Raw genomic sequence first — 14532 nt, 5'->3', positions numbered from 1 at the left:
ATGACACGAGACGAGTTAAACGCGCATAGATTAATAAAAGAAGCACAGGAAGCCAATGCGAAGCTGCATTCGCGCAGGCATTTTTTAAAGGAAAGTGCCATGGGCTTAGGCGCATTAGCCATGGGCTCATTACTTGGCAGCTGTGGCAATCTTTTTTCAAGTCAGCAAACTAAAATTGCCTACGATCCGGCACACCCGCTATTGCCAAAATCTCCACCTTTGGTAGGCAAGGCAAAGAGTGTCATTTATCTTCATATGGCTGGCGCACCATCACAACTGGAATTGTTTGATTATAAGCCAGAACTGATGAAAATGGATGGACAGGATTGCCCGCCTTCGCTTTTAGCAGGGAAAAAATTTGCATTTATAACAGGGGTTCCTAAAATGCTGGGGTCCCAGGCCAATTTCGCCAAACACGGACAATCGGGTGCTTATGTAAGTGATAACCTTCCTCATTTTTCTACTTTGGTAGATGAGGTTAGCTTTTTGAAAGCGGTTAAAACCGATCAATTCAATCATGCGCCTGCTCAACTGCTTGTTCATACGGGTTCACCGCGTTTGGGCAGGCCAAGCATGGGCAGCTGGGTCACTTATGGCTTAGGATCAGAAAATCAAAACCTCCCGGGATATGTGGTGCTTACCAGCGGTGGGAGTTTTCCGGATGCTGGAAAAAGTGTTTGGGGAAGCGGGTTTTTACCTTCGGTATATCAGGGCGTACAATGCCGTAGCGAGGGTGATCCGGTACTTTTTATTAAAGATCCTGAAGGGATGAACCGTAATTTGAGGAAAGCATCCATTGAGGCTATAAATAAAGCCAATGAGCAGCAATATCAGGAATACAATGATCCGGAAATTCTCTCGCGCATTGCGCAATATGAAATGGCTTACCGCATGCAGATATCAGCACCAGAGGTCATGAATATTAATAACGAGCCTGCTTACATTCATGAAATGTATGGCACGCAGCCTGGAAAAGCCTGCTTTGCCAATAATGTGCTCTTAGCCCGTAAATTGGTGGAAAAGGGAGTGCGTTACATTCAATTGTTTGATTGGGGATGGGACGCCCATGGTGACAATCCCAACAACTCACTAAATATCGGATTGAAGAATAAATGCAGAACCATTGACAGGCCTATTACTGCCTTGTTGCTCGATCTCAAGCAAAGAGGCTTACTGGAAGAGACATTAGTTGTATGGGGTGGTGAATTCGGACGGACACCGATGATGGAAAACAGAAATGGTATTCAGAATCCTTTTAAAGGAAGAGATCACCACACCGAAGCTTTTACCATTTGGATGGCAGGTGGAGGTGTTAAAAAAGGTTTTACACATGGTGAGACAGACGAAATCGGTTACAGCGCCATAAGTGGAAAGGTAGATGCATTTGATATCCAGGCTACGATATTGAATCAATTGGGTTTTGATCACGAACAATTTACCTATCCTTTCCAGGGCCGGCCTTTTAGGTTAACTGATGTAGCTGGTAAGGTTATTTCGGAAATCATCACTTAACCCGCATTCAGCTATTCAATCATTCATTCTCTAATTCAATCATTTAGTCATTCACTCTTCTACAATGTCTCCAACCCGAAGAAAATTTTTACAACATACAGCAGTAGCCACGGCCGCTTCATTTTTAGCTCCAATTACCCATAGCAGCGCAGCCGAATGGATAGGCAGTAAGGCAAAGGCAGGTTATGAATTATTTTTTATGCAAACCGATTGGGGTTTTGAAGGATCCCGTGATGAATTTTGCGCAGAAACAAAGAAAGCCGGATACGAGGGGATAGAGGTTTGGTGGCCTGAAAAAGCCGAAGATCAGAAGGTCTTATTTGAAGCTGTAAAAAAGCATGACCTACAAATTGGTTTCCTATGCGGTGGTCATCAAGCTAATGCAACCGACCATTTAGCCCTTTTTAAGAAGAATCTGGATGCTATATCTGCAACCTCATATCAAAAACCCTTGTATGTGAATTGCCATTCAGGCAAAGACTACTTTACATATGAGCAAAACAAACATTTTATTGACTACACGATTGCAAAAACTAAGGCTACAGGTATCAAAATCTATCATGAAACCCATAGGGGGAGGATGATGTTTGCGGCTCCTGTAACCCGAAATTTTGCAGAAAAACATCCGGAGCTGCGTTTAACATTAGACATTTCCCATTGGTGTACCGTTCACGAAAGTTTGCTTAGTGACCAGAAAGAAACCATAGATTTTCTCCTTCAGCGTGTGGATCATATACATTCCAGAATCGGACATCCGGAAGGCCCTCAGGTGAATGATCCCAGGGCTCCAGAATGGGAAAATACAGTGAAAGCCCATTTGACCTGGTGGGATAAAGTAATCGCCTATAAAAAAGAAAAAGGAGAACGTATGACCATACTAACTGAATTTGGCCCACCAGACTATATGCCTACTTTACCTTATACCCGTCAGCCAGTGGCAGATCAATGGGCGATTAATGTTTACATGATGAATTTATTAAGAAAGAGATACCAGTAATATGCTAGAATTTTTTGGGCGTTTCCACCCGGTTTTTGTTCATCTCCCCATCGGGATATTACTGTTAGCCTGTGTATTCATTCTTTTGTCATTCACAGCAAGATTTATCAGCTTAAAACCGGCAATCCCAATCATGTTACTGTTTGGGGCGCTTAGCGCGGTAATCTCTTGTATAACAGGCTATCTGTTAGCCAACAGTGGAGATTATGAAGGTCAGCTGGTAAATATGCATCAATGGCTGGGGATTGGCGTTGCTGTATTATCCATAGGCTTGTGGATGATGTACAGTAAGCTAAAATCTAACCTCATATTAGGGGTAATTGCCAGTATATTAATTCTTTTGATGTCCATTACAGGGCATTTGGGAGGTTCTTTAACCCACGGTTCAGATTACCTTAGCTTAGCACTTAAAAATGGAGGAGGAATGGCTCGGCCAGCCATACAGGCTATACCTAATATCCAGGAGGCTTATGTTTACCAGCAAGCTATTCAACCACTCTTTCAAAACAGATGCTACAGTTGTCATGGACCAGAGAAGCAAAAAGGTAAATTACGGCTGGATCAGGAAATATATATTTTAAAGGGCGGAGAAGAAGGTCATACACTGGTAAGGGGAAAAGCGGATGACAGTGAGCTGATTAAGAGGTTGTTGCTTCCTTTAAATAGTGATGAGCACATGGCGCCAAAAGAAAAGCCCCAGCTTACCGCCAATGAAATCCAATTGTTGAAATGGTGGATAGATAACGGTGCTGATTTTAAAAAGAAATTTAAAGATATTCCTCAAAATGAAGCGATAAAACCAGTTCTGGCAGGTTTAGAGAAAGGTGGCACCCAGGAAGGAGAAGCGAAAATAACTGAAATCCCTTCGGAAGAGATTAGTGCTGCAGACCCTGAAGTTTTGAAAAAATTTACGGCATTGGGCATTATGGTGGTTCCGGTGGCCCAGCACACGAATTACCTGTCTGCGAATTTTGTAAATGCCGAATCAATGGGTAAAGAAGTACAGGAATTAATAAAATCGATTAAAAAACAACTGGTATGGCTTAAAATGGAGAATGGGAAAGTAAATGATGAGAGCTTGCTAGCCATTAAAGACTGCAAGAACCTTACCCGCTTGAGCTTAAACTATTCTGGTATAACGGATAATGGCTTGGCTCAACTCAAAGACCTGGATCAGTTGCAATCTTTAAGTTTAGTGGGAACCAATATTTCTTTAAAAGGCCTTAATCAATTAAAAAAGCTTAAAAAATTAAAGTTTCTGTATCTGTATCAAACTAAAATTAATAAAGCAGATTTTGCCAGCGTTAAAAGAAATTGGCCCAAAATAATTTTAGACACCGGAAATTATTCGATTCCCAAAATTGCTCAGGATACGATGAATTTTAAAGCTCCGTAACCGGAATTGCAAAACCAACAGATCTTTAGTTTTTTCGTTAATGATTTGTTAATATTAAACTTGCAACTTATGCTAGCAATAATTTGATATGATAAAGGCAAGCGATTTTGGTTCACACTTTCATTGGGGAGTTGCTGCGGCTGCGGCTCAAATAGAGGGAGCTGCAGAACAATATGGTAAGGGTAAGTCTATTTGGGATGTATTTGCTGCCAAAGGCGGTAAAATCAAAAATGGGCATAGACCCGATCAGGCCTGTGATTTTTATCATCACTATGTTGAAGATATCGCATTGGTTAAGGCTTTAGGCTTTAAGATATTTAGATTTTCAATTGCCTGGTCGCGCGTTTTACCACTGGGCAGGGGAGAGGTTAACCAACAAGGAATCCGCTTTTACCACAACCTTATTGATGAATGTTTGAGCAATGGAATTGTACCATATGTTACCCTTTATCATTGGGACCTACCCCAGGCTTTGGAAGATGAGGGTGGCTGGACCAGTTTTAGCATCAATTCTGCTTTCAATACCTTCGTTAGCATTTGCGCGCTAGAGTATGGAGATAAGGTTAAAAACTGGATCATTTTGAATGAACCTTTCGGTTTTACTTCACTGGGTTACATGCTTGGTGTGCACGCACCAGGCAAAACCGGATTAGGGAATTTTTTCTCTGCTGCGCTGCATACTGCCCTGGCACAGGGTGATGGCGGAAAAATTATTCGCGCTGAGGTTAATAGGGCCAACATTGGAACTACTTATTCCTGCTCAGAAATTATGCCTTATACGCAAAGGGATAATGATATTCTCACAGCGAAGCGAGTAGATTGTCTGATAAACCGTTTTTTTATTGAGCCTGCACTGGGCATGGGCTTTCCAACTGCAGATTGGGATGTTCTAGAAAAATTTCAGTTAGAGTATGGCACCTGGCGACAAAACGATCGCATGAAGTTTGATTTTGATTTTATAGGTCTTCAGAATTATTTTCCACTAACAGTAAAGTATAATGCCTTTATTCCTGTTATCCAGGCTTGGGAGGTAAAAGCTAAAAGCAGAAAAAAGCCGCATACGGCTATGGGCTGGGAGATCAATGCCGATAGCTTTTACAACATCATCAAACAGTTTGCTTCCTATCCTGATATAAAGAATATCATGATAACCGAAAATGGTGCTGCCTATCATGATAAGTTGATTAATAATGAGGTACATGATCCTGAACGAACCCACTACTTTCAACTTTACCTGGAAGCTTTACTGAAAGCTAAAAATGAAGGACTTAATATTACCGGGTACATGGCCTGGACACTGATGGATAACTTTGAATGGGCTGAAGGTTATAATGCGCGGTTCGGCCTGGTGTATAACGATTTTAAAACACAGCAGCGGACCATTAAAAAATCAGGCTATTGGTGGAAGGAGTTTCTGGAACATTAGGGTCAACCGATTAGCTGTAACAATTATTGTATATTGATGTCATAATTATAATTAATGAGCATCTGAATGAACGACAGAACCATAGTTTACAGTACCTTTTATAACCCAATCGAAGCCAATATTATCAAAGCCAGACTGGAAGACAGCGGCTTTGCCTGTTTCCTGGCTGATGAAAACGTAGCAACACTTAATCCGCTTTATAATCAGGCCATAGGAGGAGTAAAACTGATTGTTTTTGAACGGGATGTAGAACAGATCAACGCGCTTTTAGCAGAAGAAAATGTTTTAGAGGTAGAGGATACCAGCCGGGAAAATGAAGTGAATACAAGTGAAACAACTCTTTGTGAGAAATGCGGATCAAGTAATGTGGGGTTTGGTATGGCTACACAGAATAAATTTACTTTATGGTCTAAAATCCTCGCCTTTTTAACCGCTACTTACCCGGTTGGCGCAAACAAGTGTTATCACTGTTACACTTGTGGGCACGAGTTTGAGTAACAATTTATAATTATTACAACTGATGATTGCGGTGTAAAGCGTATGCAAAAATATGCTGTATTGATTCTTACCTATATAACAAAACAATCCCGTTCTGATTTTACTTAGAACGGGATTGTTATTTTAACTTTAGACTATTAGCTAAAGACTGTGGACTATTAAAGCCCAGCCTTAGCAGCAGCTTCAGCTCTGATAATATTTAATGCCCCACCAGCTTTGAACCACTCAATTTGTTGGTCGTTATAACTGTGGTTAACGTCAAATTGTTCAGTAGTGCCATCCAGGTGGTGTAGTACTAAGGTTAACGGTTTGTTTGGAGCAAACTCAGTTAAACCTAAAATATCAATGGTATCACCTTCCAGGATTTTATCATAATCTTCTTTGTTGGCGAAGGTTAAACCTAACATACCTTGTTTTTTAAGGTTAGTTTCGTGGATGCGGGCAAATGATTTTACCAATACAGCACGAACACCTAAATGACGAGGCTCCATTGCAGCATGCTCACGAGACGAGCCTTCACCGTAGTTTTCATCACCAATTACAATTGAACCTAAACCAGCAGCTTTGTAAGCACGTTGAGTTGCAGGAACAGGACCATATTCGCCAGTTAAATCATTTTTAACATTATCGGTTTTATCGTTGAAGTAGTTAACTGCACCGATTAGCATGTTGTTAGAAATGTTATCCAGGTGACCACGGAATTTCAACCATGGACCAGCCATAGAAATATGGTCGGTAGTACACTTTCCCTTAGCTTTAATTAATAATTTCAAGCCTTTGAGGTCTGTACCTTCCCAAGGTGTAAATGGATCTAATAGTTGTAAACGGTGAGAAGTAGGAGATACCAAAACCTCTACTTTAGAACCATCTTCAGCAGGTGCCTGGAAACCAGCGTCTTCCACAGCGAAACCTTTTGTAGGTAATTCATCACCAGTAGGTGGGTCTAATTTAACCTGCTCGCCTTTATCATTGGTTAAAGTATCAGTTAAAGGGTTGAAAGCCAGGTTACCTGAAATGGCGATTGCTGCAACCATTTCCGGGGAAGCTACGAAAGCAAAAGTATTTGGGTTACCATCTGCGCGTTTAGCAAAGTTTCTGTTAAACGAGTGAACGATTGTATTTTTTTCTGCCTTTTCTGCACCTACACGATCCCACATACCAATACAAGGACCGCAAGCGTTGGTGAAGATTGTTGCATTCAAATCTTCGAAAGTTTTTAAGAAACCATCACGGTTTGCAGTATAACGAACCTGCTCAGAACCCGGGTTAATACCAAAGTCAGCCTTAGTGGTTAGGCCTTTAGCAATGGCCTGGTTAGCAATGGAAGCTGCTCTTGATAAATCCTCGTAAGAAGAGTTGGTACAAGAACCTATTAATCCCCACTCTACTTTTAAAGGCCAGCCGTTTTTCTCTGCTTCTACTTTCATTTGTGAAACAGGCGTAGCTAAATCCGGTGTAAAAGGGCCGTTTAAATAGGGCTCTAACTCGTCGAGGTTAATTTCAATTACCTGATCGAAATAACTTTCAGGATCTGCATACACTTCTGCATCACCAGTTAAATAGGCTTTAATCTTATTGGCTTCATCAGCAACTTCATTTCTGTCTGTAGCACGTAAATAACGTTCCATGCTTTCGTCGTAGCCGAAAGTTGAAGTAGTTGCACCAATTTCAGCCCCCATATTACAGATGGTACCTTTACCAGTACAGCTCATAGAGGTTGCACCATCACCAAAATATTCAACAATAGCACCGGTACCACCTTTTACAGTTAAGATACCAGCAACTTTAAGAATCACATCTTTAGCGGCGGTCCAGCCGTTTAATTTACCTGTTAATTTAACGCCGATTAATTTAGGAAATTTAAGTTCCCAGGGTAAGCCTGCCATTACATCACAAGCATCAGCACCACCAACACCGATAGCAACCATACCTAAACCACCGGCATTTACGGTATGAGAGTCGGTTCCGATCATCATCCCGCCTGGAAAAGCATAATTTTCTAAAACTACCTGGTGGATAATCCCGGCACCCGGATTCCAGAAACCAATGCCATATTTGTTTGATACAGACGATAAGAAATCAAAAACTTCTTTACTCTCCGTTTTAGCATGGGGAAGGTCAATTGCAGCACCTTCTTTTGCGGTGATTAAGTGATCACAGTGAACCGTTGAAGGCACAGCAACTTTAGGCCTGCCAGCTTGCATAAACTGTAACAAAGCCATTTGAGCTGTTGCATCCTGCATCGCTACACGGTCTGGTGCAAAATCTACGTAATCAGTTCCACGAGAGAATGCTTTTTTAGGATCTCCATCCCAAAGGTGAGCATACAATATTTTTTCTGATAATGTTAAAGGTCTGCCAACAATTTTGCGGGCCGCATCAACACGGCTACCAAAATTAGCGTAAACCTTTTTAATCATGTCTATATCAAAAGCCATAATAGTTAAATTTTTAAATGTTCTTAATTGTACGTGCTGAACAAGCTACACTACCTTATTGTTTCGTAGAAATAGGCGTAAACTTTGTTAAGTTGATGCCCGCTACTGCTGCTTTATATTCTTCAATACTTGGAATACGACCTAAAATAGCAGAGAGAACTACTACTGGCGTAGATGCCAATAAAGACTCTCCTTTTTTACCTTCCTTGTCTTCTACAACACGACCCTGGAATAATCGGGTAGAGGTAGCCATTACGGTATCGCCCTTAGCTGCTTTCTCCTGGTTACCCATGCAAAGGTTACATCCCGGGCGTTCTAAATACATGATGTTTTCATACTCCGTTCTTGCAGAACTCTTCGGTAAGGCATCACTAAATTCAAATCCAGAGTATTTTTGCAGGTATTCCCAGTCGCCTTCCACTTTCAACTCATCGATGATGTTGTAAGTAGGGGCTGCAACTACCAATGGTGCTTTGAACTCTACTTTACCGGTTTGAGTTTCTACGTTTTTCAACATTTGAGAAACAATTTTCAAGTCATCTTTATGTACCATGCATGAACCTACGAAACCAAGATCTACTTTTTTATCACCACCGTAGTAAGTTAAATCTCTGATTGTATCGTGAGTATAACGTTTAGAAACATCTGCGTTATTAACATCTGGATCGGCAATCATTGGCTCGTTGATGACATCCAGATCAATAATCACTTCTGCATAATATTTTGCATTGTCATCTGGTGTTAAAGCTGGTTTGATGCCTGTTTTAATTTCCTCTATTCTTTTGTTTGCTTTATTGATCAAACCTTGTAAAACCTGGTTATGGTTGTCCATACCTTTGTCTATCATGATTTGAATACGGTTTTTGGCAATTTCTAAAGATTGAATTAAGGTATCGTCCTGAGAAATACAGATAGATGCTTTTGCTTTCATCTCTGCTGTCCAGTCTGTGAAGGTAAAGGCCTGATCGGCTAATAAAGTGCCGATGTGTACCTCAATGATGCGGCCCTGGAATACATTTTCGCCATCAAATTGTTGCAACATTTGCAGTTGTGTCGCATGAACAACATCACGGAAATCCATGTGTTCTTTCATTTGACCTTTGAAGGTTACTTTTACTGATTCAGGAATTGGCATTGAAGCCTCCCCGGTTGCCAGTGCCAGTGCTACTGTACCAGAATCCGCACCAAATGCCACTCCCTTAGACATACGGGTGTGCGAGTCACCACCGATGATAATTGCCCACTCATCAATGGTGATGTCGTTCAAAACTTTGTGAATAACGTCGGTCATTGAATGATATTCGCCTCTAGGATCACGGGCAGTAATCACACCAAAGTCATTCATAAACTTCATCAATTTAGGGATGTTTGCCTGTGCTTTTTTATCCCAAACAGATGCGGTATGGCAACCAGATTGATAAGCGCCATCAACAATAGGAGAAATAACTGTAGCAGCCATAGCCTCTAATTCCTGAGCGGTCATCAAACCTGTTGTGTCCTGAGAACCTACAATGTTTACTTCTACACGAACATCTGAACCGGCATGTAAAATTTTACCTTGTGTTAAACCTACTGCATTTCTATTAAATATTTTTTCTACAGCTGTCAAACCCTGACCTTCGATAGATACTTCTTTCGCCGGAGCGAATACTGGAGAAGCCTCGATTCCTAAGATTCTAGCAGCAAAAGTCTGGATTTTTTTACCAAATACGATGGCGTAAGAACCGCCAGCTTTGATAAACTCCATTTTTTGAGGAGTCAGTGCTTTTGATATGTCGATCAACTCCTGATCGCCGTTGTATAATTTTTTGGTTCTGGTGTTAATGGTAAGAACAGTACCGGTTTCTATAGAATAAACCTGCTCTAAAATAGGTTCATCGCTTTCGTTACGAACAACATTGCCATGCTCATCCGTTTTCTTTACCCAGTTTTTAAGATCGATACCAATACCACCAGTTACATCAACTGTTGTTAAGAAAATTGGCGAAATACCATTAGTACCGCCAACAATTGGAGCGATGTTTACAAATGGGATATATGGGCTGGATGGCTTGCCTGTCCAAAGTGCCACATTATTTACACCCGACATACGTGAAGAGCCTACGCCCATGGTGCCTTTTTCGGCTACCAGCATCACGCTTTTATCCGGATGTTGTGCTTGCAATGCTTTAATTTGCTCCTGAGCCTCTGGAGTAATCATGCATTTACCATGCAATTCACGATCCGAACGAGAGTGTGCCTGGTTCCCTGGAGATAATAAATCCGTAGAAATATCGCCAATACCAGCGATAAAAGTAACAACTTTGATTTCTTCAGCTACCTCAGGTAATTTTGTGAAAAATTCTGCTTTAGCATAACTTTCTAATATTTCTTTAGCGATTTCATTTCCATTGCTATAAGCGTCTTTCAAACGATCAGTATCGGCATCATATAAGAAAACCTGTGTTTTCAGTACATCCGCGGCTTTTTTAGCTTTATCGCCATTATCTGCCAAAGCAATGTCTAATAGAACTTTGATAGAAGGTCCACCCTTCATGTGCGACAACAATTCGAAAGCAAAATCAGGTGTAATTTCTGCAACAACAGTTTCACCTGAAATAATTTCTTTTAAGAATTGTGCTTTTACGACCGCCGCACCTGTAGTACCCGGTAAGGTGTTGTATATGAAAAAATTAACAGAATCTTCTCTGTTAAAATTGTTTACACTTTTGATTTGAGTGATGATTTCACTCAATAATTCTGCTCCATCAATAGGTTTAGGATGAAGACCTTGAGCTTTTCTGTCTTCAATCTCCTGGATATAATCGTTATAAATACTCATCTTAGATATTTTATTCTTTTGCTAAAACCAGTGCTACAAGTTATACACCTGCATTATTACAAAAGAATACTGTTTTTGTGAATTATTGCGGCTTTTAAGCGGAAAAATCGGTTTTTTGCTTAAAACAAAAATACAAAAAACAACCTTTAAATACAATTTAAGCAGGCGATTACGTAATTTGGAATTGTTCTAAACTATGCCTTTGTCACAGTATTATCTGGATTGTTCTAGAAAGCACTTTTAAGCCGGATATCTCAGTTTAGGAACAAAAAAAATAGATTTATGGAATTGTCTGTCTGATCTCATCTAAAAAATAAAAATATTATGAGGCTTATTCATACTTCTTTGCTTTTACTCTTGTCTTTTAGCGTTCAGGCTCAAAAAAACGCTCCGGAAATCCAAAATTGGCTCAGCCAGAACATCGTTGATCTGAAATCGGATTATTTGAAAAAACTGGATGCCAAATTAGTGGGTAATGAAGTGCTTGGCTTAGCCGAGGCATCTCATGGTACTGAAGAGTTTTTCAGAGAAAAAAATAAAATTGTACAACACCTCATTATCAATAAAAATTATGAGCAGATAGGATTCGAATTTCCGGGAGATTGGATGGAAAAAGTGAATCAATATGTGCTTTCCGGGACCGGGAATTTAAAAACGATTATGACTGATTTCAGGCTGTACAGAACGCAATCATTTTATGACCTTTTCGAATGGATTAAAACTTATAATGTAAGAACAAAAGGGAAAAAAATAGAGGTTTTTGGCTTTGACAATGTTGAAAATACCGATCCTTTTACACGCGATAGTTTAATGGCCCAAAATCTCATATATCGTCAAACCAAAGCCAAAGGAAAATTTATTGTTTGGGGTCATAATGTCCATCTTTCCAAAGATACTACGCAAGGGTACAAGCCCTTTGGACATTTTTTGGGTAAAAGATATGGCGAAAAATTCTTCAATATTGCATTCGATACCTATAAGGCAACAGTTACAGTGATTTCTGTTGATGAGTACAATTCTTCAACCTTCACAAAACATTCGCTGGAAGTTCCTCAAGCTAATTTTTCTGCCTTATTCTCAACCCAAAAGTTTGATGATTTCTTTGTTTATCTGAGTAAAAGCAGTCCTTTCTCTAGTGTAAAAAACACGATAACCCACATTAACGCGAACTTGATGAAGCCTTACGCAATACCGGTAAATCTTGCTTATGATTTTGATGCACTCATTTTTTTCAAAACCACAACGGCTTCTGTTATGCTGGAATGATCCTGTTCGGTTTTGGACACCAATGTTCAAAACCGAACATTCCGAAATGATATAACACCTAATAAATGCCCGAAACACCTCTGCATTGTTGTTTTTCATTTTTGGCACATAGATGGATCATCTTACAGTGTTGAAAATTTAAAGCCTTTTTCAGTAAAATAAGCCAGTATCCGGGGAAGTACATATTCTAAACGATCAAATGCTTTTAAACTATCATGAAAAACAATTATTGATCCGTTTTCTGCATGTTTGATCACATTTTGGCAGCAATTTTCGGGAGAGAGGTTAAGGTCGAAATCGCCACTGAGCACATCCCACATCACGATTTGCAGATCTGGAATTGCAGCTTTTAACCCTTTGATCTGGCTTTTTTTAATCCTGCCATAAGGTGGGCGAAAGAGGTTGGTTCTGGTGAGTTGCTGGCAGGCCATCGTATTTTCAATGTAGGTTTGATCATCAGTTTTCCAGCCTTTTAAATGATTAAAAGTATGATTACCGATGGCATGACCATCATTGATTACCCGGGCATAAACATCCGGATTTTTAACAATATTATCGCCAATACAGAAAAATGTTGCTTTTGAACGAAATGCTTTTAAAGTTTTTAATACAAAATCTGTAACATTGGGTATTGGTCCGTCGTCAAAGGTCAGATAAATGACTTTTTCACTCCGGGCTTTATGCCACAAAAGTGATGGGTAATACCATTTAAGTAAAAGCGGTGATTTAATCAGGTACATTTAATACCAAAGGTAATAAATGCCTGTATAGATTGAAATTATTAAAGTCGTTTATATAGATTTGAAAATAAATTATGAAGATGTTTACCAAGAATAAGTTTTTTACAGGTGTTGTCTTGCTCTCAACGCTCAGTTTTAATCAGATTGCAAATGCCCAGGAGGTAATTACCATTAAACAAGCTGTAGAAAATACCCTGAAGAACAACTTGAACATTAAACAAGCTGCTTTTAGTGCCGCTGTAAGCGATGAAACCTTAAGACAATCTAAAAATGCGCTGCTGCCTACACTGAGTGGTAGTATTGGTCAGTCGATGCAATGGGGACGGAGTCAACAGGTTTCCGGTTTATTTGAGAATACGCAGAACTATAACCTCAACCCGAGCGTAAGTACCAATGTCTCGCTTTTCGGTGGCGGTGCCAAAATAAATCAGATCAGACAAAATAAGATTTTATTGGCTGCTGATCAAACCTATGTAGAGAAAGTAAAAAATGACTTGATTTTGCAAGTGGTTACTGCTTATCTTCAGGTTCTGAATAATCAGGATCAGGTTAAGGCTACTCAGCAGCAACTCGATGTTGCCAATAAAACCTTAAAAAGGGAGCAAGCTTTATTAGATGTAGGTAACAAAACACTGGCAGATATTTCTCAGGCAAAATCTCAGGCTGCAACTGCCGAACTGAATTTAACCGATGCGCAGAATCAGCTATCCGTTTCCTACCTTACTTTAGGCCAGTTAATGGAAATTCAACCTCCGATGACTTTCGTTGTGAAAGCCCCGGATGTTGCTGAGCTGAGTGATGTGCAAACTAAATATGTTCCAAACGATATTTACCAACAGGCATTAAATACCTTTCCGGATATTAAATTAGCCGGTTTAAACTCTAAAGCCGCAGATCGTGCCATCAGCATCGCAAAAGCATCGTACTATCCACAAATCTCTTTAGGAGCAGGCTTGGGTTCTGCTTATTATTATCAGTTTAATTCCAATCCCTTATTCCCTAATAAATCATTCCACGATCAATTGTCAGAGAACTTCGGACAGTTTATCAGCATGAATATTTCCATTCCAATTTTTAATGGTTTCAATGCCCGATCAAATGTAAGAAAGGCAAAGATTGTATTGCAACAACGCATTACCGACGAGCAATTGGCGAAAAATAACCTCATAAAAGTTATCAATCAGGCTGTTGCCGATTTAAATGCTGCACAAAGCCGTTACAGATCTACTCAAAATGCATTCCAGGCACAAAAAGATGCCTTTTATGTAATAGAACAACGTTATGGTGTGGGATTAGTAAACTCTTTAGATTACAGTACTGCACAAACCAATAGAAATAAGGCAGAAATTGATTTTATCCTGGCCAAATATGATTTAATTTTCAGGGCCAAGGTGATTGATTATTATTTAGGCCGAGAAATTACTTTTTAAACCAATCA

The 14532-nt window shown here is 39.9% G+C and carries 10 protein-coding genes; 7 read left to right on the top strand and 3 right to left on the bottom strand.

Annotation, left to right across the window (positions count from 1 at the left end; genetic code table 11):
* From ACQY77_RS08530 to ACQY77_RS08510, 5 genes are all read left to right on the top strand, one after another.
* Complete coding sequence (locus ACQY77_RS08530) at positions 1–1512, top strand: DUF1501 domain-containing protein (protein ID WP_421938400.1); 1512 nt, start codon at positions 1–3, stop codon at positions 1510–1512.
* A gap of 64 nt (positions 1513–1576) precedes the next feature.
* Positions 1577–2509 (top strand): sugar phosphate isomerase/epimerase family protein, encoded by a 933-nt coding sequence (locus ACQY77_RS08525; protein ID WP_421938401.1) that lies wholly within the window; start codon positions 1577–1579, stop codon positions 2507–2509.
* Position 2510: 1 nt separating this feature from the next.
* Positions 2511–3905: a c-type cytochrome domain-containing protein gene (locus ACQY77_RS08520; RefSeq protein ID WP_421938402.1), complete on the top strand. Its 1395-nt coding sequence runs from the start codon at positions 2511–2513 to the stop codon at positions 3903–3905.
* Positions 3906–3993: 88 nt separating this feature from the next.
* On the top strand, positions 3994–5331 hold the full coding sequence (locus tag ACQY77_RS08515; protein ID WP_421938403.1) for a GH1 family beta-glucosidase: 1338 nt from the start codon (positions 3994–3996) through the stop codon (positions 5329–5331).
* 66 nt (positions 5332–5397) lie between these two features.
* A complete protein-coding gene (locus tag ACQY77_RS08510; protein ID WP_421938404.1) occupies positions 5398–5829 on the top strand; it encodes a DUF2007 domain-containing protein in 432 nt (143 codons plus the stop codon).
* 158 nt (positions 5830–5987) lie between these two features.
* Here ACQY77_RS08510 and ACQY77_RS08505 read toward each other — a convergent pair whose 3' ends face one another.
* Positions 5988–8267, bottom strand: coding sequence for an aconitate hydratase (locus ACQY77_RS08505; protein WP_421938405.1), 2280 nt, complete (start codon positions 8265–8267; stop codon positions 5988–5990).
* A 55-nt stretch (positions 8268–8322) separates the two neighbouring features.
* Positions 8323–11088: a bifunctional aconitate hydratase 2/2-methylisocitrate dehydratase gene (locus ACQY77_RS08500; RefSeq protein WP_421938406.1), complete on the bottom strand. Its 2766-nt coding sequence runs from the start codon at positions 11086–11088 to the stop codon at positions 8323–8325.
* Between the two features lie 324 nt (positions 11089–11412).
* Between ACQY77_RS08500 and ACQY77_RS08495 the strand changes: the two genes are divergently transcribed.
* A complete protein-coding gene (locus ACQY77_RS08495) occupies positions 11413–12354 on the top strand; it encodes an erythromycin esterase family protein (RefSeq protein WP_421938407.1) in 942 nt (313 codons plus the stop codon).
* Positions 12355–12476: 122 nt separating this feature from the next.
* Here ACQY77_RS08495 and ACQY77_RS08490 read toward each other — a convergent pair whose 3' ends face one another.
* Complete coding sequence (locus ACQY77_RS08490) at positions 12477–13094, bottom strand: polysaccharide deacetylase family protein (RefSeq protein ID WP_421938408.1); 618 nt, start codon at positions 13092–13094, stop codon at positions 12477–12479.
* A gap of 74 nt (positions 13095–13168) precedes the next feature.
* Between ACQY77_RS08490 and ACQY77_RS08485 the strand changes: the two genes are divergently transcribed.
* Positions 13169–14524 carry a TolC family protein gene (locus tag ACQY77_RS08485; protein WP_421938409.1) on the top strand — a complete coding sequence of 452 codons (1356 nt, stop codon included), beginning with the start codon at positions 13169–13171 and terminating at the stop codon, positions 14522–14524.
* Positions 14525–14532 lie beyond the last annotated feature (8 nt).

The organism is Pedobacter sp., assembly GCF_965279535.1.
Taxonomy (GTDB): domain Bacteria; phylum Bacteroidota; class Bacteroidia; order Sphingobacteriales; family Sphingobacteriaceae; genus Pedobacter.
This window is presented reverse-complemented; position numbering and strand designations above follow the sequence as displayed.